Source organism: Paenirhodobacter ferrireducens (assembly GCF_004022265.1).
Classification (GTDB): domain Bacteria; phylum Pseudomonadota; class Alphaproteobacteria; order Rhodobacterales; family Rhodobacteraceae; genus Rhodobacter; species Rhodobacter ferrireducens.
Map to the genome: position 1 here is coordinate 132,382 of NZ_SAVB01000001.1, position 22,402 is coordinate 154,783.

A 22,402-nucleotide genomic window follows, 5' to 3' on the forward strand; every position below is an offset into this window, starting at 1 on the left:
CGCCGAGGACCGGGCGCGCAACATGCGCACGCTGCGCTCGGTGCTGCCCTATCTGTGGCCCGCCGACCACCCCTGGGTGAAGAAACGCGTGCTGATCGCGATGGTGCTGCTGGTGATGGCCAAGGTGATCTCGGTCGCCACCCCGGTGCTCTACAAGGGCGCGGTCGACAGCCTTGCCGGCACCGCGCGCGACGAGGGGCTGTTGCTGCCGCTCGGCGCGGTGGCGCTGACCGTGGCCTATGGGCTCGCGCGTCTCGGCTCGGTGGCCTTTGGCGAGCTGCGCGACGCGGTCTTCGTGCGGGTGGCGCAGCGGGCGTTGCGTCAGCTTGCGCTCGAGACCTTCCGCCACATCCACGCGCTCTCGATGCGCTATCACATCACCCGCAAGACCGGCGGGCTGAGCCGGATCATCGAGCGCGGCGTGAAGGGCGTCGAATTCCTGCTGCGCTTCATGCTGTTCTCGGTCGGGCCGCTGATCCTCGAACTCACCCTCGTCACCATCCTCTTCGCGGTGCTCTTCGACTGGCGCTATGCCGCGGTGGTGGTGGTCACGATCTGGGCCTATGTCGCCTTCACCTTCAAGGTGACCGAATGGCGCGTGGCGATCCGGCGCAAGATGAACGATGCCGACACCGCGGCGAACCAGAAGGCGATCGACAGCCTGCTGAACTTCGAGACGGTGAAGTATTTCGGCGCCGAGACCCGCGAGGCGGAGCGTTACGACGCTTCGATGGCGGGCTATGAGAAGGCCGCGGTGAAGACCGGGCAGAGCCTTGCCTTCCTGAACTTCGGTCAGACGCTGATCATCACCGCGGGGCTTGTCGCGGTGATGGTGATGGCGGCGCTCGAGGTGAAATCGGGCAAGCTGACCGTCGGCGATTTCGTCATGGTGCAGGCCTACATGATCCAGATCACCATGCCGCTCGGCTTCCTCGGCACGGTCTATCGCGAGATCCGTCAGGCGCTCGTCGACATGGGCGAGATGTTCGACCTGCTGCACCAGCCCGCCGAGATCGAGGACAAGCCCGGCGCGCCGGCGCTGACCGTCACCGGCGGCGAGGTCTGTTTCGATGCGGTGAAATTCGCCTATCACCCGGACCGGCCGATCCTGAAGGGGATCTCGCTGACCGTGGCGGCGGGGCAGCGCGTGGCGCTCGTCGGCCCCTCGGGCTCGGGCAAGTCGACGATCGGGCGGCTGCTGTTCCGCTTCTATGACGTCACCGGCGGGGCGATCCGCATCGACGGGCAGGATCTCCGCGACGTCACCCAGCAAAGCCTGCACGACGCGATCGGCGTGGTGCCGCAGGACACCGTGCTGTTCAACGACACGATCCGTTACAACATCGCCTATGGCCGCGCCGATGCCACCGAGGCCGAGATCGTCGCCGCCGCCAAGGCCGCGAAGATCCATGACTTCGTGATGTCGCTGCCCGAGGGCTATGACACCGCCGTGGGCGAGCGCGGGCTGAAGCTGTCGGGCGGCGAGAAGCAGCGCGTCGGCATCGCCCGCACGCTGCTGAAGAACCCGCCGATCCTGCTTCTCGACGAGGCGACTTCGGCGCTCGACACCCAGACCGAGCGCGACATCCAGGACAGCCTGAACGCCATGGGCGAGGGCCGCACCGTCATCACTATCGCGCACCGGCTCTCGACCATCGCCGATGCCGACCGGATCGTGGTGCTCGAGAAGGGCGAGATCGTCGAGGAAGGCACGCATGAGGCGCTTCTGGCGCATGGCGGGCGCTATGCCGCGATGTGGGCGCGCCAGTCGGCCGAGGACGGCGAGACGGAGGCGAGCGCGGCCTGATCGGGCCGGCCCCATCACATCCCGGCGCGCCCCTGCCGGCCGGCCCGGGCCGGCCTTGGCAAGTGGGCGCGCTTGCGTATAAGAAGGCGCGACAGATCAAGGAGTCCGCCCGTGGATCAGACCGACAGCTTTATCGAGGAAGTCACCGAGGAAGTGCGTCGCGACCGGCTGTTTGCGGCTTTCCGCAAATACGGCTGGATCGGTGCGGTGGCGATCGTCGCGATTGTCGGCGGCTCGGCCTATACCGAGTGGCAGAAGATCCGCACCCGCGATGCGGCGCAGGCCTTCGGGGATTCGCTTCTGGCGGCGGTGCAGGCCGACGACCCGGGCGCGGCGCTGTCCGAGATCCAGGCCGAGGGCCCGCGCGCGGGTGTCGCAAAGCTGATGTCGGCCGCGCAGGCGGTGCAGGACGGCCGCAGCGAGGCGGCGCTGGCCGATCTCAGGGCGGTGGCCGAGGACAAATCCCTGCCTGCAAGCCTGCGCGATCTGGCCCGTCTGAAGACGGTGCTGGTTGCCGGCGACACGATGACGGCCGAGGCGCGCCGCACCGAGCTCGAGGCGCTGGCCCAGCCCGGCGCGCCCTATCGGCTGATGGCGCTCGAACAGCTCGCGGTGCTCGCGCTCGAGACCGGCGACAGCGACACGGCGATCGCCAAGGCCCGCGAAGTGCTGGCCGATTCCGCGGTCACGCCGGGCTTGCAACAGCGCGCGACTGAGTTGATTGTGGCCCTGGGCGGTGACCCGGTGGCCGAGACCGCCGCGCAGTAAGTATGCGGTCTGCGCAGGACCGGCACGGGAAACGAAGGCAGGGGGACGAGAGCGGTGAAGCTGATCCGGGGAATCGCTGTGCTGGGCATGGCCGCGACGGTGCTTGCGGGCTGCGAGAAGGAAGTCATCCTGCCGGGCGAGCGGCTTGATCCGCGCGCGGTGGTGGGCGAGGGCTCGGTTCCGGGCAGCGCGATCGCCACGCCCGAGGTGCCGCGCGCGCTCTCGCTGCCGAAGGCGCAGGCGAATGCCGACTGGCCGCAGCGCGCCGGCGGGCCCGGCCATCTGCTGACCAATCCGGCGATCGGCGCCGGCACCACGCATGTCTGGTCCGCCCCGATCGGCGAGGGCGAAAGCCGCCGCTATCGGCTGGTGGCCGAGCCCGTGGTGGCCGCGGGCCGCGTCTTCACCCTCGACAGCCGCGGTCATGTGACCGCGACGGCGACGAACGGCGCCCGGCAATGGCAGACCGACGTCACCCCGCCGGGCGACCGTGCCGACGATGCAAGCGGCGCCGGGCTCGCCTATGACGGCGGCAAGATCTTCGTCACCTCGGGCTATGCCGAGCTTGCCGCGCTTGATGCTGCGACCGGCAAGGTTCTGTGGCGGCAGGGCTTCGACGCCGGCATCGGCGGCGCGCCGACGGTCTCGGCCGGCATGGTCTATGTCGTGGTGCGCGACGGTTCGGCCTGGGCGGTGCGCGCGGCCGACGGCAAGGTGATGTGGCAACTCGGCAGCACGCCGGCGGGGGCCGGCATGGGCGGCGTCGCGGCGCCGGTCGTCAACGACCGGATGGTGGTCTTCCCGTTCTCGACGGGGGAACTCATCGCGGCACTGAAGACGCGCGGCATGACGCTGTGGTCGGCGCAGGTGGCGGGCGCCCGGCTTGGCCGCGGCTATGCCTCGGTCTCCGACCTGACCGGCGAGCCGGTGATCTCGGGCAACACGCTTTATGCCGGTTCCTCGGCGGGCAAGCTTGCGGCTTTCGATCTGAACACCGGCGAGCGGCTCTGGACCGCGACCGAGGGACCGAATTCGCCGGTGCAGGTGGCGGGCGGCTCGCTCTTCATCGTCAACGATCAGGCGCAGATTGAACGGCTCGATGCCGCGAACGGCGACGTCATCTGGTCGAAGGATCTGCCCTATTTCGTCAAGGAAAAGGTCAAGAAGCAGAACGAGATCTGGGTGCATTACGGCCCGGTGCTGGCGGGCGGCAAGCTGTTCGTCGCCTCGTCGGACGGTCTGCTGCGGGTCTTCGACCCGGCCAGCGGCAATCTGATCGGCCAGACCGAGATCCCCGGCGGCGCCTCGACCGACCCGGTGGTGGCCGGCGGAACGCTTTATGTCGTCAGCCGGGACGGGGTTCTGCACGCCTACCGTTGAGCCCGGGGCAAAACCCGTGTAAAGCGGCGACTTCGGTCGCACCAAGGAGCGGAACATGAGCTTTACCCTGGCCATCGTGGGCCGCCCCAACGTGGGCAAGTCGACGCTGTTCAACCGTCTGGTGGGCCGGCGTCTCGCCCTCGTCGACGACCAGCCCGGCGTCACCCGCGACCTGCGCGAGGGCGACGCGCGCCTTGGCGACCTGCGCTTCATCGTCATCGACTCGGCGGGGCTTGAACTCGCCGAGGACGACAGCCTGCAGGGCCGGATGCGGCGCCTGACCGAGCGCGCGGTCGAGGAGGCGGACATCTGCCTGTTCCTGATCGACGCGCGCGCGGGCGTGACCCCGGCCGACGAGATCTTCGCCGACATCCTGCGCCGCAAGAACGCCCATGTCATCGTCGCCGCGAACAAGGCCGAGGGCTCGGCGGGCGATGCCGGCGCGATCGAGGCCTGGGGCCTCGGCCTTGGCGAGCCGATCCGGATCTCGGCCGAGCACGGCGAGGGTCTCGACGATCTCTATACCGCGCTGCGCCCGCTGGCCGACGAGTTCGCCGAGAAACATGCCGCGAACACCCCCGAGGTCGATGTCGAGATCGAGGAGGATTCGGAGGAAGAGGGCGTCTTCCGCATGCCGACGGCGGCGAAGCCGCTGCAGCTTGCCGTGATCGGCCGCCCGAATGCCGGCAAGTCGACGCTGATCAACAAGATCCTCGGCGAGGACCGGCTGCTGACCGGGCCGGAGGCGGGGATTACCCGCGACGCGATCTCGGTCACCACCGAGTTCATGGGCACGCCGATGCGGATCTGGGACACCGCCGGCATGCGCAAGAAGGGCAAGATCAACGACAAGCTCGAGAAGCTGTCGGTCGCCGACGGGCTGCGCGCGGTGCGCTTCGCCGAGGTGGTCGTGGTGCTGCTTGACGTCAACATTCCGTTCGAGACGCAGGATCTGCGCATCGCTGACCTCGCCGAGACCGAGGGCCGCGCTGTCATCGTCGCCGCGAACAAGTGGGATCTCGAGGAGGACAAACCCGAGAAGCTCAAGGAGCTGCGCGAGAATTTCGAGAAGTCCCTGCCGCAGTTGCGCGGTGCACCGCTGGTCACCGTCTCGGCGAAGACGGGCAAGGGCCTCGACCGGCTGCACAATGCGATCATCCGCGCCTATGAGGTGTGGAACCGCCGGATCTCGACCGCGAAGCTGAACATGTGGCTGCAGGCGATGACCGAGGCGCATCCGCCGCCGGCGCCGGGCGGGCGCCGAATCAAGCTGCGCTACATGACGCAGGCCAAGACCCGGCCGCCGGGCTTCGTCATCATGGCGACCCATACCGACAAGATCCCGGAAAGCTATGGCCGCTATCTGGTGAACGGGTTGCGCGCCGATTTCGACATGCCGGGCACGCCGATCCGCATCTTCTTCCGCGATCAGGGCTCGAAGAACCCCTACAAGGAGCGCAAGAAGTCGATCCCGTCGCGGCTGACGAAACACGTCGAGGCGCGCAAGGCGGCCGAGCGCAAGGGCAAGGCCGCTTCGGGCGGCGTTGCACCGGGCGGCACGATGCGGCCGGACAAGCCCAAGCCCAAGGGCCAGCGCCCGCCGAAGAAATGAGAAAACCCCGCCGTTACGAAACGGCGGGGTTTTTCATTCCGACGGCCCGGCGGGGGCACGGGCGGAGAGGGCGCGTGAGTATTTTTGCCAAGAAAAGCCAAGGGCCGGGAAAACCAGTGGCCGGGCGTTGAAGGCCTTGGTCTTGTCCTGGTGCAAATACTCCCGCCGGAGGCATCCGCCCTCTCAGCCCGCGCGGCGCATCCAGGCTGTCACGCCAAGGGCGAGGATCGCGACCCCCGCGCCGGCGACCAGCGCCGGGTTTGCGGTATTCGCGGCGAGGATGCCGATCAGTGCCCAGATCACACCCGCCGGATAGGCCGCGCCCGGGGCGAGGCGGGCAGTGACGGCAAGTCCCACGATCACCGTCGCCGCCAGCACGACCCAGCTTGCGAGGCCGAGCGGCAGCAGCCCATAGCCCACCAGCACGGTACCGGTGGCGACCATGGTCGCGGCGGTGAGCCAGCCCGCGTATAGCCCGATCGGCGCGGCGCGCAGGGGGAATTCGGCGCCCTTCGGCACGCGGGCGAGAGCGGCGAGCGCCAGTGCCGCCATGATCCAGATCTGCACCGTGGCGAACACCGGCGCCTGCATCGCCACGGCGAGCCAGCTTGCGCCAAGCGCCATCGACAGAATCAGCGGTCCGCGCGGTGCGTCCCACTGCGGGTCCTCGGCCCGGCGCATCAGGCCGAAGCCCGCCTGCACGATCAGCGTGAGGAAGATCAGCCCCCAGATCGAGAAGGCCCAGGGCGCGGGCTGGAACGGCGGGTTCACGACCGGCACCGGGAAGGCGGCCGGGTCATAGCCGCGGAAGTTGCGCGCGCTGTAGGAGGCCGCGGCGAAGGCCAGCGCGGCAGTGAAGGTCAGGATCGCTTTCAGGCGCAGCATGATATTCCCCCGGGGCTTTCCGCCAAAACGCAAAGGGCGCGGCCAGGTTCCCCCGCCGCGCCCCGATCTTCAGGATTTTTCGTTCAGACCAGAACGCCGTCGACGAGCCGGGTCTTGCCGCCCAGATAGCGGTGCAGCACGGCGGGCAGGGTGACGGAGCCATCCGCTTCCTGACCGTTTTCGAGCACCGCGATCAGGCAGCGCCCGACGGCGAGGCCCGAACCGTTCAGCGTGGCGACGAATTCGGGCTTGCCGCCCGCGGCGGGCTTGTAACGCCCGTTCATCCGCCGCGCCTGGAACTGGCCGCAGGTCGAGACCGAGGAGATCTCGCGGTAGGTGTTCTGCCCGGGCAGCCAGACCTCGAGGTCATAGGTCTTCTGCGCGCCGAAGCCCATGTCGCCGGTGCACAGCACGATCCGGCGATAGGGCAGACCGAGCGCCTCGAGCACCGCCTCGGCGCGCTTCACCATGCCCTCGTGTTCCGCGATCGCATCCTCGGGGCGGCAGATCGTCACCATCTCGACCTTCTCGAACTGGTGCTGGCGCAGCATGCCCGCGGTATCCTTGCCGGCGGACCCGGCTTCCGAGCGGAAGCAGTTCGTATGCGCGCACATCCGGGCGGGCAGCGCCGCCTCGTCCCAGACCTCGCCCGAGATGAAGTTCGTGAGCGTCACCTCGGCGGTCGGGATCATCCACCAGCCATTGGTGGTCTCGTAGCTGTCCTCGGCGAATTTCGGCAGCTGCCCGGTGCCGAGCATGGTCTCGGGGCGGACGAGCACCGGGGTGATCGCCTCGGTCAGGCCATGGGTGTCGACATGCAGATCGAGCATGAATTGCGCCAGCGCCCGGTGCACGCGGGCGACGCCCGACTTCAGCACCACGAAACGCGCGCCGGAAAGCTTCGCCGCGGTCTCGAAATCCATCGCCTTGCCGACCGCCGAGAGCTGGTAATGCTCCTTCGGCGCGAAGTCATAGGCGCGCGGGGTGCCCCAGCGGCGGACCTCGACGTTGTCGTTTTCGTCGGCGCCCTGCGGCACCTCGTCGAGCGGGCTGTTCGGCACCCACAGCAGCTTGTCGCGCAACTCGGCGTCAAGCCGGCCGGCCTCGGCCTGCATCGCGGCGACCTCGGACTTCTTCTCGGCCACCAGCGCGCGCAGGCGCTCGAACTCGGCCTCGTCGCCGTTGGCCTTGGCGGCGCCCACAAGCTTCGAGGCGGCGTTCTGATCGGCCTGAGCGGTTTCGGCGGCGTGGATCGCGGCCCGGCGCGCCTCGTCGAGCGCGAGGATCTCCGAGGCGAGCGGCGAGAGCCCCCGGCGCGCGAGCGCGGCGTCGAACTGGGCGGGGTTTTCGCGGATGGCGCGGATGTCGTGCATGGGGCTCACCTCTGATGGTTGCGCCAAAGCGTTTAGCGCGGAAAGATGCGGCATGAAAGCCCCGCGCATGCCGCGCCTTGATCCCGGTCATGGCGCAAGCCCTTGCGGGGTGATTGCATAATCGTGTATGGGATCACACATTCAAGAACCAGAATGTAAATGCCCGGACGCGAGCCGGGATCTGGGCGCCGTAGGGAAGGGATGCCGACATGAAAACTTACGTCTTGCCGCTGGCGCTTCTCGCGCTGGCCGTGCCGCAGGGGCTGCGTGCCGAGCAGAGCTTTACCGTGACCCCGACCGAGGTCGTCGACTGGAAGGCGGTCTATGGCCAGATCGAAGCGAAGGATTCGATCGCGGCGCGCGCGCGCCTTGGCGGCACGCTGACCGAGCTGAGCGTGACCGAGGGGGACCTCGTGCAGGCGGGCCAGCCGATCGGCAAGGTGGTGGACGAGAAGATCGCCTTCCAGCTGAGCGCGATCGACGCGCAGATTGCGGCGCTGCAGGCGCAGCTCGCGAATGCCCAGACCGAGCTGAAGCGCGGTCAGGAGCTGAGCGCGCGCGGCATCACCACGACGCAGGCGCTCGATGCGTTGCGCACCCAGGTCAACGTCTACATGAGCCAGATCGAGGCGCAGCAGGCGAGCCGCAAGGTGACCGAGCAGCAGGCGACCGAGGGCGAGGTGCTGGCGCCGATCTCGGGCCGGGTGCTGTCGGTGCCGGTCGCGAAGGGCGCCGTGGTGATGGCGGGCGAGACCGTGGCCACCGTCGGCGGCGGCGGTTTCTTCCTGCGCATCTCGGTGCCGGAGCGCTTCACCGCGACGCTGAAGGAAGGCGACGCGATCCATATCGACGGCGCGAAAGGCGCCATCGACGGCAAGCTCGTCAAGGTCTATCCGCTGATCGCGGGTGGCCGGGTCGATGCCGATGTCGAGGTGCCCGATCTCGATTCGGAATTCGTGCAGGCACGGGTGCTGGTGCGGCTGCCGCTGGCCCGTCGCGAAGCGATCCTGGTGCCGGCGACGGCGATCTCGACCCGCTCGGGCCTTGATTTCGTGCGGGTGCGCGCGGGCGAGGGCACGGTCGAACGCGCCGTCGTTCCGGGCGATCACCGCGACGAGAACGGCACCGACATGGTCGAGATCATCACCGGTCTCACCGGCGGCGAAGAGGTGGTGACGGAATGAGCCAGGACCAGATCCCCGAAGAGGCGCATCCGCTCGGCATTCCCGAGCATCGCCTCGGCATCGCGGGCCGGCTGACGCGGGCCTTCATCCAGTCGGCGCTGACGCCGCTCATCATCCTTGCCGCGCTTGCGGTCGGCCTTGTCGCGCTGATCTCGCTGCCGCGCGAGGAAGAGCCGCAGATCTCGGTGCCGATGGTCGACATCCATCTGCAGGCCCCCGGCCTGAAGGCCGAGGATGCGATGAAGCTCGTGACCGAGCCGATGGAAACCATCATCAAGGGCATCAACGAGGTCGAGCACGTCTATTCGCAGACCTCGGATGACAGCGCGCTGGTGATGGCGCGCTTCGTCGTCGGTACCTCCTCGGACGCGGCGATCCTGCGCGTGCACGAGAAGGTCAAGGCGAACATGGACCGGATCCCCACCGGCATCGCCGAGCCGATCATCGTCGGCCGCGGCATCGACGATGTGGCGATCGTGGCGCTGACCCTCTCGGGCAAGCCCGGCGAGCAGATCGGCGCAAATGACCTGACCCGCATCGCGCGCGAGCTGCAGACCGAGGTGACGAAGATCGACAATGTCGGTCTGACCTACATCGTCGGCGAGGCGACCGAGGCGATCCGGATCGAGCCCGATCCCGAGAAGCTCGCGATGTATGGTGTGACGTTGCAGCAGCTGTCGAACAAGGTCGAGCAGGCGAACCGCGCCTTCAACACCGGCAAGCTGCGCGACAAGGGCGAGCAGATCGACCTCGTGGCCGGCAAGACGCTGACCGCACCGGCCGAGATCGCCGGGCTGTTGCTCACCACCCGCGACAGTCGCCCGGTCTATGTGGCCGATGTGGCGAAGGTCTCCTATGTCGGCGATACCTCGGATCACATCGTGGCCAATGTCACCCGCGAGAACGGCACGCTCGACCGCCGCCCGGCGGTGACGGTGGCGATCGCCAAGCGCGCCGGGGCGAATGCCGTGGTCGTGGCCGAGAAGATCCTCGAGCGCGTGCACGAGCTCGAGGGCTCGCTGATCCCGTCGAATGTCGAGGTGCAGGTCACCCGCGACTATGGCGAGACCGCGAACGAGAAGGCGAACGAACTCTTGTTCCACCTCGGCCTCGCCACGGTGTCGATCATCGCGCTTGTCCTCTTCGCGATCGGCTGGCGGGAATCGATCGTCGTCGCGATCGTCATTCCGGTGACCATCCTGCTCACGCTGTTTGCCGCGAACATCATGGGCTTCACGTTGAACCGCGTCAGCCTCTTCGCGCTGATCTTCTCGATCGGCATTCTCGTCGACGACGCGATCGTGGTGATCGAGAACATCGCGCGGCACTGGGCGATGAAAACCCCGGGCACCCGCATCGCCAAGGCGATCGAGGCGGTGGCCGAGGTCGGCAACCCGACCATCGTCGCGACGTTGACCGTGGTCGCGGCGCTTCTGCCGATGCTCTTCGTCAGCGGCCTGATGGGCCCCTACATGTCGCCCATCCCCTCGGTCGCCTCGGCGGCGATGATCTTCTCCTTCTTCATCGCGGTGATCGTCACGCCCTGGCTGATGGTGAAGATCGCGGGCCGCGCCGACATGTCCTCGCATGCCGAGGGGCCGGGCCATCACGCCGGCGGCAAGCTCGGCGCGCTTTACGAGCGGGTGGCGCGGCCGGTTCTGCGCACCAAGCGCACCGCCTGGACCTTCCTGATCGCGGCGATCGTGCTCAGCTTCGGCTCGCTCGGGCTGCTTTACACCAAGCACGTCACGGTGAAGCTGCTGCCCTTCGACAACAAGTCGGAGCTGAGCGTGGTGATCGACCTGCCCGAGGGCTCCTCGGTCGAGGCGACGGATGCGGTGGCGCAGAAGGTGGCCGAGGTGGTGACGCAGATGCCCGAGGTGATCTCGGTGCAGACCCACGCCGGCGCCGCGGCGCCCTTCAACTTCAACGGGCTGGTGCGGCACTACTATCTGCGCGAATACCCCTATCAGGGCGATGTGCAGATCAACCTGACGAACAAGGCCGACCGCGACCGCAGCTCGCACGACATCGCGCTCGATGTGCGCGAGCGGATCGCCAAGCTCGACCTGCCCGCGGGCACCAGCCTGAAGACGGTCGAACCGCCGCCCGGGCCCCCGGTGATGGCGACGCTGCTGGCCGAGGTCTATGGCCCCGATCCCGCGACCCGGCGCGCCGCGGCCGCGAAGATCCGCATGGCCTTCGAAAGTGTGCCCTTCATCGTCGACGTTGACGACAGCTTCGGCACCCAGACCCGGCGGCTGCGCGCCACGGTGAACTCGGACGATCTCGAGTTCTACTCGGTCGAGGAAAGCGACGTCTTCGACACGCTCGGGTTGCTGAACGGCTCGACCACGGTCGGCTATTCGCACCGCGGCGACGAGCGCTCGCCGCTGCCGATCGTGATGGCGCGGGCGAAGGGCGACAAGGTGATGAACGAGGCGACGCTGTCGACGCCGATCCCGGCGAACGTGCTGCCGGGTGCGCGCGGCGTGGTCGAACTGGGCGACGTGGTGTCGGTGGGCGAGGAGAAATCCTCCTTCCCGATCTTCCGCCACAACGGCCGCGAGGCGGAGATGGTGACGGCGGATCTTGCCGGCACCTTCGAGGCGCCGCTTTATGGCATGATCGCGGTCGATGCGGCGCTCGACAAGATCGACTGGGCGCCGGGCGAGAAGCCCGTGGTGTCGCTGCACGGCCAGCCCGACGACGAGAGCCACGTGACGCTGCTGTGGGACGGCGAGTGGGAAGTGACCTGGGTCACCTTCCGCGACATGGGCGCGGCCTTCGGCGTGGCGCTTCTGGGGATCTACATCCTCGTGGTGGCGCAGTTCGGCTCGTTCCGGCTGCCGCTCGTCATCCTGACGCCGATCCCGCTGACCTTCCTCGGCATCATGCTCGGCCACCTGATCTTCCACGCGCCATTCTCGGCGACCTCGATGATCGGCTTCATCGCACTGGCGGGCATCATCGTGCGCAACTCGATCCTGCTGGTGGACTTCATCCGCCACGGCAATCACGAGGGCAAGTCGGACATCGACGTGCTGGTCGAGGCCGGGGCGATCCGCTTCAAGCCGATCCTGCTGACCGCGGTCGCGGCGATGATCGGTGCGGTGGTGATCCTTGCCGACCCGATCTTCCAGGGGCTGGCGATCTCGCTGCTGTTCGGCCTGCTCAGCTCGACGCTGCTGACGGTGCTGGTGATCCCGGCGATCTACCGCATCTTCAAGACCTGATCGGCCCGGACAGGTCGGTGACAGAACACCCGGCGGCGACGCCGGGTGTTTGCGTTTCGGGACGGGTGCGACATTCGGGCACGGCAGATGTGATCGCCGCCCGCGCGGCGCGGCGCTAGTCTGGATCTGTCACAGGGGTGACGCATGGAGGATGAGATGCACAGCGTCTTGAAAGCGTCGGTCGTGGTTCTGGCCGTCGCAGCCGGTTTTGTGCCAGTGCGGGTGTTTGCCGAGCCGAGTTGCACCGACTGGATGGATCAGGGCGATGGCACGTCCTGGAAGGAATGCGTCGACGACAGTGGTGTGCAGCATTGCTACAAGGTGAACAACACGCCCGGCAGCACGGGTTATGAGGTCAGTTGCTCCGACTGAGCCCCCGGGCCATGTGGCACGGGCGGGCCGCTCCGGGAAACCGGGGCGGCTTTTTCCTGCCGGGGAGGGGGGCTCAGATGCCCTTGCAGAACATCTCGTAGACGGTTTCGACGATGCGGATCGCCTTCGGATCGCTCAGCGAATAATAGATCGCCTTGCCCTCGCGCCGGCAGGTCACCAGCCCCTCGAGGCGCAGCCGCGCCAGCTGCTGGCTGACCGCGGCCTGCCGCGACTCGAGCAGGTTCTCGAGCTCGGTCACCGTCTTCTCGCCCGAGGAGAGATGGCACATGATCATCAGCCGACCTTCGTGCGCGAGCGCCTTGAGCAGGTTCGATGCCTCCTGCGCGCGGCTCATCAGCTCGTCTGCGTCAAGCCGTGCGCAGCGCTCGGCCGGGTCGGCCGCCGTCGCTTCGGTCTGGATGATGTCTTGTCCGTCCGCCGCCATGATGCGCTGCGTTCTCCTTCGCTGCCACGGCCGCTCCGGCTTGGCGAAGAGACCGTCTGGGCAACGGGATTAGCATGGCTGCGCAGGAGAATCGAGTGGTCGGCGCGTTTTGTCGCGGTGCCACGGCGCACAGCCGGGCTGCGTCAGGGCAGAACTGCCTGCGCAGTGAGCGGATTGCTGCCGGAACAGGTCGGGTCAGGCCGATTTCGGCGCGCGCGGGGCCGGGCGCAGGCGGCGCAGCAGCTCGGTCACGCAGGCCGTGACAATGACCAGAAGGGCGATGCTGTCGAAGCTCAGGTAGCTCATTCCATCCTCCGTTTCCGGCCATGCCGGGGCGCCGGGTCGTTTCCGCGCGGCACCCCGGTCTCCGGCTATCGGCGGAATGCGGCAAAATCCGGGCAGGCAGGCGACTTTCGCGCGGCTTCGCGGCCTGCCCCTGCGCAGGGGGTTGATTTTCCCGCGCCCGGGCCGATACCCAAGGGGCGAAGCACGCGAAGAGGTCCGACATGCTGCATGCCTTCACTGCCGGAACACGCGGGCTTGCGCGGATGGGCCAGGAGACGCCGATGGCGCCCGGCTCGCAGATCGCGCATGCGCTCTGGATCGACCTCTATCGCCCGCTCGACAGCCAGATCGCCGCGGTCGAGGGGCTGGGGATCGAGGTGCCGACGCTCGCCGACATGGAGGAGATCGAGATCTCGAACCGGCTCTACCGCGAGGACGGCTCGGATTTCATGACCGTCGTCGTGCCCGGCCAGACGCCCGACGGGCGCCACATCTCGGGCCCGGTCACCTTCATCCTGACGCCCGCGCGACTGGTGACGGTGCGTCACCACGCGCCGCGCTCATTCGAGACATATCCCGAGCGCGCCGACCGCTCCACCGCCGGCTGCACCTCGCCCGAGCGGATCTTCCTCGGTCTGATCGAGGAGATCGTGGCGCGCCAGGCCGACCTGCTCGAGGGCATCGGGCGCGGGCTCGATTCGGTCTCAGTGCATGTGCTGGGCGACGCGAGCCCGGACGAGCTGCAGCACGCGCTGGGCGAGGTCGGGCGGCAGGGCGAATTGCTGGGCCGGATCCGGCTGGCGCTGCTGACGCTCGAACGCGCATTGTCGTTCTATGACCAGACGCTGGCCACCCATCCGCAGGGCAAGGACCTGCACACGATCATCAAGGGGCAGATCCGCGACATCGGCTCGCTTGCGGTGCATGGCGACTTCCTGTCCTCGCGCGTGTCGCTGTCGGTCGACGCAACGCTCGGCATGATCAACCTGGCGCAGAACACCACGGTGCGGATCGTCTCGGTGGTCGCCGCGCTCTTCATGCCGCCGACGCTGATCGCCTCGATGTACGGGATGAACTTTGCCGTCATGCCCGAGCTCGACAAGCCTTGGGGCTATCCCTTCGCGATCGGGTTGATGATTGCCTCGGCGCTTGGCACCTGGGCGTTCTTCAAGTGGAAGGACTGGCTTTAACGCGGGCAGATCCTGGTCTGCGGGTCGAGCCGGACATACTCGCGCGCCGAGATCTTCGTCATCTTCTGCGACTTGCTCCAGGTGCTGTTCCATTTCTGCAGCACGCCGTTGCGATAGTAGCGTCCCATCAGCCCGGTTACCATCGGCGCCGGGATGTTGGTGCCGATGAAATGCGGCGCGTGGAAGGCGATCACCAGTTTCGGCCCGAGGCAGGCATTGGGCAGCGTCGTCAGCATCGTGCAGGCCGAAGCGCAATAGCCGCGGATCTCGACCCGCCGGCCCGATTTCGCCAGCTGCTCGCGCCGGGCGATATAGCCGGTGACGTTGCCGCCGTCGTCGTTGCGGATCACGATCGGCGCCTTGTCCGAGACCCGCACGCTGCCCGCGGTGCTGCCGCCGGCCTCGGTCTCGGTGACGCAGCCGGCCAGCACGAGGCCGGCGACGAGGAGGGGAAAAAGGCGGGTCTTGCGGCGCATCTGGGGTGGCTCCTGTTCGCAGCTTGGCCAGACGATAGGCGCGGCACCGGCGCAGGCAAGCCCCGGCGCGGGCCTCCGGCGGGTTTCCGCCTCAGCGCGTCAGCACCAGCCGGTCGCGGTCGAACTCGACCCTGGCGAAGCGAGTGAGATAGCTCATCCCCATCAGCGAGGTGTCCATCTCGCCGCGGTTCACCACGGCGCGCAGGTTGCGGTCGTGGATCGGGCCGAGATCCATCGTCTCGATCCGCACCGGGGCGGTGGCGACGGTGCCGTTCGCGGTATTGGCGCTGCCGATGAAGGCAAGCCCCGCTGTGTCGATGCCCGCGCGCTCCGCGTCGCGCCGGGTCAGCACGATGTCGCTCGCCCCGGTGTCGACGACGAAGCGCACAGGCACGCCGTTCACCTCCGCGGTCAGGTAGTAATGCCCGTCGGGGCCGAGGGGCGCCTCGATCCGCCCGTCGGTCATCACCGATTGCTGCGGCACGAAGCTCTTGCGGATGTCGCCCCACATGCCGAAGACCGCGACGAGGCCCAGCACGATCAGCGCCCAGACCATGATCTGCTGCAGGCTGCGCGCCGGATGGCGGCGGAAGGCGGTGAAGAAATAGCCCGCAAGCGCCGCCAGCAGCAGCACGAGATAGACGAGGTTCGGAGAGATGTCGCTCATGGGGCCTCCTGCCCCGGGGATGTAGGGGGCGCGGGCGCCGCTGTCACCCCCTCAGCGGCCGAAGAAGGGGCCCAGCAGCCCCGAGCCGCGCAGCCCGTCGAGCATGAACTGCACCGCCAGTGCGGCCAGAAGCATGCCCAGAAGCCGCGTCACCACCATCGTTCCGGTGCGGCCCAGAAGCCGCTCGAGCGGCGTGGCAAGCAGGAACATCACGAAGACGCAGGCCAGCACCGCCAGCATCACCAGATGCACGAAGACCAGATGCACCGTGTCAGAGCCGGGCGCGCCCGCAAGCAGGATCATCGTCGCCATCGCGCCCGGCCCGGCGATCAGCGGTGTCGCCAGCGGGAAGACTGAGGGATCGTCGGCATGGGGTTCGGCCGATTGCCCCTCGCGCCGCTCGGTGCGCCGCTCGAAGAGCATGTCGAGCGCGGTGAGGAATAAGAGCATGCCGCCAGCGATGCGGAAGGCGGGCATCGAGATCCCGACGCCGGCGAGCAGCTTGTCGCCGAAGAGCCCGAAGAGGGTGAGCAGGATCGTCGCGATGACCAGCGCCCGAAGCCCCACCTTCAACCGCGCCTGCCCCGTCATCCCGCGGGTGAGCGCGATGAACAGCGGCGCAAGGCCGATCGGGTCGACGACCACGAAGAGGGTGACGAAAGCGGTGATGGTTTCGGCGGGGTTCATGGCCGGACAGTAGCGCGCGGATTTCGGGCGATCCATGGGCGCGCGCGCAAAAACTTGCGTGATTTCGTGAAATCGGTCTTTGATTGCCCCCACGCAGCCCGTAAATGTTGCGAAAGACAATCACAGGTGCGGCCCTCCCGCACCGGCTGGAGACTGAAATGCTCAACAACATCGGCCTTCCCGGCCTGCTTCTGATCGCCGTCGTCGTGCTCGTGCTTTTCGGCCGGGGCAAGGTCTCGTCGCTGATGGGCGAGGTCGGCAAGGGCATCACCGCCTTCAAGAAGGGCGTGAACGACGGCACCAAGGAGATCGAGGACGCCAAGGTGGACGAGGCGCGCGACGTGACGCCGGCTCCCACGGACAAGGACAAGGCCTGAGCCGTCCGGCCCGGGCGGAGGCACCATGTTCGACATCGGTTGGAGTGAGCTGCTGCTGATTGGCGTCGTGGCGCTGATCGTGGTGGGCCCGAAGGACCTGCCCGTGATGTTCCACACGCTCGGGCGGCTGACCGCGAAGGCGCGGCAGATGGCGCGCGAGTTCAGCCGCGCGATGGAGGATGCCGCGAAGGAGACCGGCGTCAACGACGTCGCGTCGGACCTGAAGGGCATCGCCTCGAAGAAATCGCTCGGTCTCGAGGCGCTCGAGCGCGCCACCGAGAAATTCGAGAAATGGGATCCGAAGCTGCCGGGCCCGGCCAAGACCGCGGCTGCCGCGGCGCCCGCCGCGCTGCAGCCAGATCCCGAACTTGCGGCCGAGCTTGACGCGGCCGAGGCGGAATACGAGCCGGGCGACGCGCCCGCGCCGGCCGCCGACACCGCCGCCGCGGCCCCGGCTGCGCCCGCCGGTGACGAAGAGAAGGGGAAGGCATGAGCACCGCGCCTCAGGACGAGATCGACGACTCCGCCGCGCCCCTGATCGAACATCTGGCCGAGCTGCGCACCCGCATCCTCTATGCGCTCGCCGCCTTTCTGGTCGCGATGGTGATCTGCTATGCCTTCTGGCAGCCGGTCTTCAACTTTCTGACCCAGCCGATCTGCCACGCACTGACCGCCCGCGGCCAGCAATGCGGGCTCTATCTGATCAAGCTGCAGGAAGGGTTCTTCGTCGCGATCAACATCTCCTTCCTTGGCGGCTTCGCGCTCAGCTTCCCGGTGATCGGCTATCAGCTGTGGCGCTTCGTGGCGCCGGGGCTCTACAAGTCCGAGAAGCGGGCCTTCCTGCCGTTCCTCGTCGCCTCGCCGGTGATGTTCATTGCCGGTGCGGCCTTCGCCTATTACGTGATCCTGCCGATGGCCTTCTCGTTCTTCCTCGGTTTCCAGCAGGGGCCGATGTCGCCCGAGGGCGCCGCGACGAACCAGATGGCGGCGATCGGCTTCCAGGGATCGGTCGAGGAATATCTCTCGCTGACGATGAAATTCGTGATCGCCTTCGGCATCTGCTTCCAGCTGCCGGTGCTGCTGACGCTGATGGGCAAGGCCGGGCTGATCTCGGCCGCGGGGCTTGCCAGCGTGCGCAAATACGCGGTGGTGGTGATCCTGATCGTCGCCGCCATCGTCACGCCCCCCGATGTCGTCAGCCAGGCGATCCTGTTCGCGGTGGTCTACGGGCTTTACGAGATCTCAATCCAGCTCGTCGCCCGGATCGAGCGCCGGCGCGAGGCGCAGATGCGCGCCGACGGCACTTGGGAAGAGGACGAGGAAGAGGGCGAATGACCGATCCGATCCTGCGCATCGCCGAGGCGCTCGAGCGCCTCGCACCGGCCCCCGCGCCGGCCCCCGATTTCGGCGCCGCCGATGCCTTCGTGTGGCGGACCGGGCCCGACCGGCTGGTGCCGGTGGCCGAGGTGAACCGGGTCGAGCTGTCTCTTCTGCGCGGCATCGACCGGGCGCGTGACACGCTTCTGGCGAACACGCTGCAATTCGCACGCGGCGCGGCGGCCAACAACGCCCTGCTGTGGGGCGCGCGGGGCATGGGCAAAAGCTCGCTCGTCAAGGCAGTCCATGCCGAGGCGCTGCGTCAGGGCCTGCCCCTGAAGCTCGTCGAGCTCGCGCGCGAGGATCTGCCCTCGGTCAACCGGCTGATGGCGCATCTGCGCGCCTCGGGGCAGCGCTTCGTGCTGTTCTGCGACGATCTCAGCTTCAGCCATGACGACCAGCATTACAAGTCGCTGAAGGCGGTGCTCGATGGCGGCATCGAGGGACGGCCGGCGAACGTGATCCTCTACGCCACCTCGAACCGGCGCCACCTGATGCCGCGCGACATGATCGAGAACGAACGCTCGAGCGCGATCAACCCGTCCGAAGCGGTCGAGGAGAAGGTGTCGCTGTCCGACCGTTTCGGGCTGTGGCTGGGCTTCCACACCTGCGATCAGGACGAGTTCTTCGCGATGATCGAGGGCTATTGCGCGGCCTACGGCGTCGAGATCGCGCCCGAGGCGCTGCGCGCCGAGGCGACGGAATGGTATCGCACCCGCGGCTCGCGCTCGGGGCGCGTGGCGTGGCAGTTCTTCACCGATCTGGCTGGCCGGCGCGGCCTCGCGCTCTGACAGGCGGCGCTGCGGCTCTGGCCGGGCAGGGGGCGCTGCCCCCCGTCCTTGAGACGCAGGCGTCGAATGCGCCCTCCGGCCTCACATCAGCAGCAGCACCAGCACCTGTGGTGCGAGGATGCGCAGGCACATCACCAGCGGATAGACCGCGGCATAGGCGATCGACTGCGCCGCCGCCGTCGGCGCCATCGCATTCGCGAAGGCGAGCGCCGGCGGATCGGTCATCGAGCCAGCCAGAACGCCTGCGAGGCTGAGATAATTCACCTTCCACAGCAGCCGCGCGGCAAAGCCCACGATCAGCAGTGGCACCAGCGTGATGATCGCGCCATAGAGCATCCAGATCAGCCCGTCGCCGTGAATGAGCGTGGCGAGGAAGCTGTCGCCCGCCTTCAGCCCCACCGCGGCGAGGAAGAGCACGATGCCGAGCTCGCGCAGCGCGTGGTTCGCGACCGGCGGCATGAAGAACACGAAGGGGCCGAGGAAGCCGATGCGCGACAGCACGATCGCCACCACCAGCGGCCCGCCCGCAAGGCCGAGTTTCAGCGGCGCCGGCAGCCCGGGCACGAGGATCGGGACCGAGCCCACCAGCACACCCAGCACGATGCCGATGAACACCGCCGAGAACTGCACGCTCTCGAGGCTCTTCGCCTGATTGCCGAAAAGCGGACGGGCGGCGGCGATCTCCTCCTTGCCGCCGACAACGGTCAGGATGTCGCCGAATTGCAGCGTCAGGGCGCCGTCCGCCGGCACCTCGGTGCCCGCGCGCATCACCCGCGAGATGGTGACATTGTGCGCCTCGAGCCCGAAGTCGCGGATGTGGCGGCCAAGCGCCTTCTTCTCGGTCACCGCGATCCGCTCCCAGGCAAGATGTGTGCCCTTCGTCGTGGTCAGCGCGCTTTCGGCGCGCTCGCCGAGGATCAGCTCCATCGCGTGCAGCTTCGGTGCGGGGCCGACGAGGTGCAGCACGTCGCCGAGATTCAGCACCGTCTCGCGCGTCGGATGAAGCAGCTCGTCGCCCTTGCGCAGCCGCGACACCACCACGCCCGCATCGTAGAGATCTGGCACCTCGCCAAGCCGCAGCCCGTCGAGGTTGGGGTTGCGCACCCGCAGGTTGAGCGAGGGCAGCTCGGCCGCGCCGCGTGCGCGGGTGGCGTCGAAGGCGGCTTCCTCGGCCTCGATGCGGATCTTCAGCACCGCCCGCACCACAAGCATCGAGGCGAGGACGCCGAGGATGCCGAATGGGTAGGCCACGGCATAGCCGAGCCCCGGCTGCGACAGCGTCGCGGCATCGGCGCCGATGTCCTTGAGCACCTGCGTCGCGGCGCCGAGGCCGGGGGTGTTCGTCACCGCCCCCGACATCAGCCCGACCAGCGCCGGCACCGGCACCGCGGTCAGCGCATGCAGGCCAAGCGTCACCACAACGCCAAGCGCGACGATCGCCGCGGCGATCAGGTTCAGCTGCAGCCCCGATTTCTGCAGCGTCGCGAAGAAGCCGGGGCCGACCTGGATGCCGATGGTGAAGACGAAGAGGATCAGCCCGAATTCGCGGATGAACTCGATCATCGCGCCGTCGAATTTCAGTCCCGCGACTGAGGCGAGATGGCCGACGAAGATCCCCGCGAACAGCACCCCGCCGATGCCCAGCCCGACGCCGCGCCAGCTCAGCCCGCCGAGCAACAGGCCGAGCGCGCCGGCAAGCGACAGCGCCGCGGTGCCAAGCGCGACACCCGACAGGCCTTGCAGGAAGCCGAGGATCATCTCCATCGCGGGTCTCCGTCATCGATGCTGCGAGTGCGAAAGGGGCTCGCCCTCACGCTGCACCCGCGGCCCGCGCCGGTCAATGCGCCAGCACGTGCGACCGCCAAACCCTTGCCCTCATGCCGGATTTTGCGGCGCCGGCGCCACGCTTCCCGGGCCGTTCTTCCTGGCCGAAAGACCTCGGGGGTGAATTTTGCCGCATGGCAAAAGAGGGGGCAGCGCCCCCTTGCGCCGCCCACCCCGGAAAACGCCGGACTTCAGCGCCCTATCGCGAAGAATTCCTCGTTCGCGCGGATCGAGGCCATGTTCACCAGCCGGTTCGAGAGCCCGAAGAAGGCGGTGATCGCACCGATGTCCCAAATGTCTTCGTCGCTGAAGCCATGGGCGTGCAGCGCGGCATAATCGTCCTCGTCGACCTCCTGCGCCCGCGCGCTGACCTTCAGCGCGAAGGCCAGCATGGCGCGCTGGCGGGCCGTGATGTCGGCCTTGCGCCAGTTCGTGGCGAGCTGATCGGCGAGGATGCGGTTCTTCGTGCGGATCCGCACGATCGCGCCATGGGCGACGACGCAATACTGGCACTCGTTCGCCGCACTCGTCGCCACCACGATCATCTCGCGCTCGCCCACGCTCAGTCCGCTGTCGCGCTCCATCAGCGCGTCATGATAGGCGAAGAAGGCGCGGAATTCGTCGGGCCGGTGCGCGAGGGCGAGAAAGATGTTCGGCACGAAGCCCGCTTTCTCGGCGACGGCCTCGATCCGCGCGCGGATGTCTTGCGGCAGCGATGCCAGTGACGGCACCGGAAACCGGCTGATTGGTCTGTCTGTCATTGTGGTCCTCCCTGCGGGCACTGTGCCGCGGGGAGGGGCGCAACGGGAAATGACGTTGCGTCAGCCTTCAGGCGTCAAGCTCGATCACCAGCGGCACATGGTCCGAGGGCTTGTCCCGGCCGCGGATCTCCTTGTCGATGGTGACGCCGCGCAGCAGGTCGGCGGCTTGCGGGCTGAGCAGCATGTGGTCGATCCGGATGCCGTTGTTCCGCTGCCATGCACCCGCCTGGTAATCCCAGAAGGTGTAATGCCCCGGCCCCTCGACCTCGGCGCGGAAGGCGTCGGTATAGCCGAGGTTCACGATCCGGCGGAAGGCCGCGCGGCTGTCGGGCAGGGCGAGCGCATCCTCGCGCCACGCCTCGGGCTTGGCCGCGTCCTCGTCTTGCGGGATGACGTTGTAATCGCCCGCAAGGATCACCGGCTCCTCGCTCGCCAGAAGCTCGGCCGCGCGGGCGCGCATCCGCTCCATCCAGGCGAGCTTGTAGTCGTATTTCGGCCCCGGCGCTGGGTTGCCGTTCGGCAGGTAGAGCCCGCAGAAGCGCACCGCGCGCTTGCCGACCACCGTCGCCTCGATCCAGCGCGCCTGCTCGTCGCCGTCATCGCCCGGCAACCCGCGCTCGACATCCTCGAGCGGCAGCTTCGAGAGCAGCGCGACGCCGTTGAAGCTTTTCTGCCCGTGCGTCTCGATGAAATAGCCCAGCCCCTCGAAGATCTCGTGCGGGAAGGCCTCGTCGGTCGACTTGATCTCCTGCAGCGCGACAAGGTCGGGCTCGGCCTCGCGCAGCCAGGTGACGAGCGCCTCGGCGCGCGCCTTGATGCCGTTGATGTTGAACGTCGCGATCTTCATGGGCGCCTCCCTTTCGGGGAGTTGTAGGGGAAGGGGGCGACGAGGGAAAGGGAGAGGA

The 22,402-nt window shown here is 67.9% G+C and carries 21 protein-coding genes; 12 read left to right on the forward strand and 9 right to left on the reverse strand.

All coding sequences use genetic code 11. The features are described from left to right. The first annotated feature begins 22 nt into the window (after nt 1-22). The 4 genes from EOW65_RS00655 to der all read left to right on the forward strand — a co-directional run bounded on the left by EOW65_RS00655 (nt 23) and on the right by der (nt 5,567). On the forward strand, nt 23-1,807 hold the full coding sequence (locus tag EOW65_RS00655; protein ID WP_240664437.1) for an ABCB family ABC transporter ATP-binding protein/permease: 1,785 nt from the start codon (nt 23-25) through the stop codon (nt 1,805-1,807). Nucleotides 1,808-1,918: 111 nt separating this feature from the next. After that, entirely contained in the window at nt 1,919-2,575 is a 657-nt protein-coding gene (locus EOW65_RS00660) for a tetratricopeptide repeat protein (RefSeq protein WP_128147096.1), read from the forward strand. Between the two features lie 87 nt (nt 2,576-2,662). Then, nucleotides 2,663-3,955, forward strand: a complete 1,293-nt coding sequence (locus EOW65_RS00665; protein WP_128147242.1) for an outer membrane protein assembly factor BamB family protein — start codon at nt 2,663-2,665, stop codon at nt 3,953-3,955. Between the two features lie 55 nt (nt 3,956-4,010). Further along, nucleotides 4,011-5,567 (forward strand): ribosome biogenesis GTPase Der, encoded by a 1,557-nt coding sequence (gene der / locus EOW65_RS00670; protein WP_128147097.1) that lies wholly within the window; start codon nt 4,011-4,013, stop codon nt 5,565-5,567. Between the two features lie 183 nt (nt 5,568-5,750). Here der and EOW65_RS00675 read toward each other — a convergent pair whose 3' ends face one another. Continuing rightward, nucleotides 5,751-6,452, reverse strand: coding sequence for a tryptophan-rich sensory protein (locus EOW65_RS00675; RefSeq protein WP_128147098.1), 702 nt, complete (start codon nt 6,450-6,452; stop codon nt 5,751-5,753). Between the two features lie 83 nt (nt 6,453-6,535). Beyond that, a complete protein-coding gene (gene serS, locus EOW65_RS00680) occupies nt 6,536-7,825 on the reverse strand; it encodes a serine--tRNA ligase (protein ID WP_128147099.1) in 1,290 nt (429 codons plus the stop codon). Between the two features lie 209 nt (nt 7,826-8,034). On the opposite strand from serS, the gene EOW65_RS00685 reads away from it, so the two are divergent. The 3 genes from EOW65_RS00685 (at nt 8,035) to EOW65_RS00695 (ending at nt 12,617) form a co-directional block, all read left to right on the forward strand. Then, nucleotides 8,035-9,009, forward strand: coding sequence for an efflux RND transporter periplasmic adaptor subunit (locus EOW65_RS00685; RefSeq protein ID WP_128147100.1), 975 nt, complete (start codon nt 8,035-8,037; stop codon nt 9,007-9,009). Further along, nucleotides 9,006-12,245: an efflux RND transporter permease subunit gene (locus tag EOW65_RS00690; protein WP_128147101.1), complete on the forward strand. Its 3,240-nt coding sequence runs from the start codon at nt 9,006-9,008 to the stop codon at nt 12,243-12,245. The genes EOW65_RS00685 and EOW65_RS00690 overlap by 4 nt, the downstream gene beginning before the upstream one ends. A 144-nt stretch (nt 12,246-12,389) precedes the next feature. Beyond that, nucleotides 12,390-12,617 carry a hypothetical protein gene (locus tag EOW65_RS00695; RefSeq protein WP_128147102.1) on the forward strand — a complete coding sequence of 76 codons (228 nt, stop codon included), beginning with the start codon at nt 12,390-12,392 and terminating at the stop codon, nt 12,615-12,617. Nucleotides 12,618-12,690: 73 nt separating this feature from the next. Here EOW65_RS00695 and EOW65_RS00700 read toward each other — a convergent pair whose 3' ends face one another. Then, on the reverse strand, nt 12,691-13,062 hold the full coding sequence (locus EOW65_RS00700; RefSeq protein WP_128147103.1) for an ArsR/SmtB family transcription factor: 372 nt from the start codon (nt 13,060-13,062) through the stop codon (nt 12,691-12,693). 506 nt (nt 13,063-13,568) lie between these two features. On the opposite strand from EOW65_RS00700, the gene EOW65_RS00705 reads away from it, so the two are divergent. After that, on the forward strand, nt 13,569-14,537 hold the full coding sequence (locus EOW65_RS00705) for a magnesium transporter CorA family protein (RefSeq protein WP_128147104.1): 969 nt from the start codon (nt 13,569-13,571) through the stop codon (nt 14,535-14,537). Here EOW65_RS00705 and EOW65_RS00710 read toward each other — a convergent pair. From EOW65_RS00710 to EOW65_RS00720, 3 genes are all read right to left on the reverse strand, one after another. Further along, nucleotides 14,534-15,013, reverse strand: a complete 480-nt coding sequence (locus EOW65_RS00710) for a hypothetical protein (protein WP_128147105.1) — start codon at nt 15,011-15,013, stop codon at nt 14,534-14,536. The two genes, EOW65_RS00705 and EOW65_RS00710, sit on opposite strands and share 4 nt — an antisense overlap. A 91-nt stretch (nt 15,014-15,104) precedes the next feature. Then, on the reverse strand, nt 15,105-15,680 hold the full coding sequence (locus EOW65_RS00715) for a retropepsin-like aspartic protease family protein (RefSeq protein WP_128147106.1): 576 nt from the start codon (nt 15,678-15,680) through the stop codon (nt 15,105-15,107). A 51-nt stretch (nt 15,681-15,731) separates the two neighbouring features. Next, entirely contained in the window at nt 15,732-16,367 is a 636-nt protein-coding gene (locus tag EOW65_RS00720) for a MarC family protein (RefSeq protein WP_128147107.1), read from the reverse strand. A 158-nt stretch (nt 16,368-16,525) separates the two neighbouring features. On the opposite strand from EOW65_RS00720, the gene EOW65_RS00725 reads away from it, so the two are divergent. The 4 genes from EOW65_RS00725 to EOW65_RS00740 are packed head-to-tail and all read left to right on the forward strand — an operon-like array spanning nt 16,526 to nt 18,912. Further along, nucleotides 16,526-16,744 carry a twin-arginine translocase TatA/TatE family subunit gene (locus tag EOW65_RS00725; protein ID WP_128147108.1) on the forward strand — a complete coding sequence of 73 codons (219 nt, stop codon included), beginning with the start codon at nt 16,526-16,528 and terminating at the stop codon, nt 16,742-16,744. 25 nt (nt 16,745-16,769) lie between these two features. Then, nucleotides 16,770-17,237, forward strand: coding sequence for a Sec-independent protein translocase protein TatB (gene tatB / locus EOW65_RS00730; protein WP_128147109.1), 468 nt, complete (start codon nt 16,770-16,772; stop codon nt 17,235-17,237). Further along, complete coding sequence (gene tatC / locus EOW65_RS00735; RefSeq protein ID WP_128147110.1) at nt 17,234-18,079, forward strand: twin-arginine translocase subunit TatC; 846 nt, start codon at nt 17,234-17,236, stop codon at nt 18,077-18,079. The genes tatB and tatC overlap by 4 nt, the downstream gene beginning before the upstream one ends. Next, entirely contained in the window at nt 18,076-18,912 is an 837-nt protein-coding gene (locus tag EOW65_RS00740) for an ATP-binding protein (protein WP_128147111.1), read from the forward strand. Before tatC ends, EOW65_RS00740 begins: the two co-directional genes overlap by 4 nt. A gap of 81 nt (nt 18,913-18,993) precedes the next feature. Here the strand turns inward: EOW65_RS00740 and EOW65_RS00745 are convergent, their stop codons facing one another. From EOW65_RS00745 to xth, 3 genes are all read right to left on the reverse strand, one after another. Continuing rightward, a complete protein-coding gene (locus tag EOW65_RS00745; RefSeq protein WP_240664421.1) occupies nt 18,994-20,676 on the reverse strand; it encodes a putative transporter in 1,683 nt (560 codons plus the stop codon). Nucleotides 20,677-20,927: 251 nt separating this feature from the next. Further along, entirely contained in the window at nt 20,928-21,497 is a 570-nt protein-coding gene (locus EOW65_RS00750; protein ID WP_128147112.1) for a peroxidase-related enzyme, read from the reverse strand. Between the two features lie 67 nt (nt 21,498-21,564). Next, nucleotides 21,565-22,344 carry an exodeoxyribonuclease III gene (gene xth / locus EOW65_RS00755; RefSeq protein WP_128147113.1) on the reverse strand — a complete coding sequence of 260 codons (780 nt, stop codon included), beginning with the start codon at nt 22,342-22,344 and terminating at the stop codon, nt 21,565-21,567. Nucleotides 22,345-22,402: the final 58 nt, after the last annotated feature.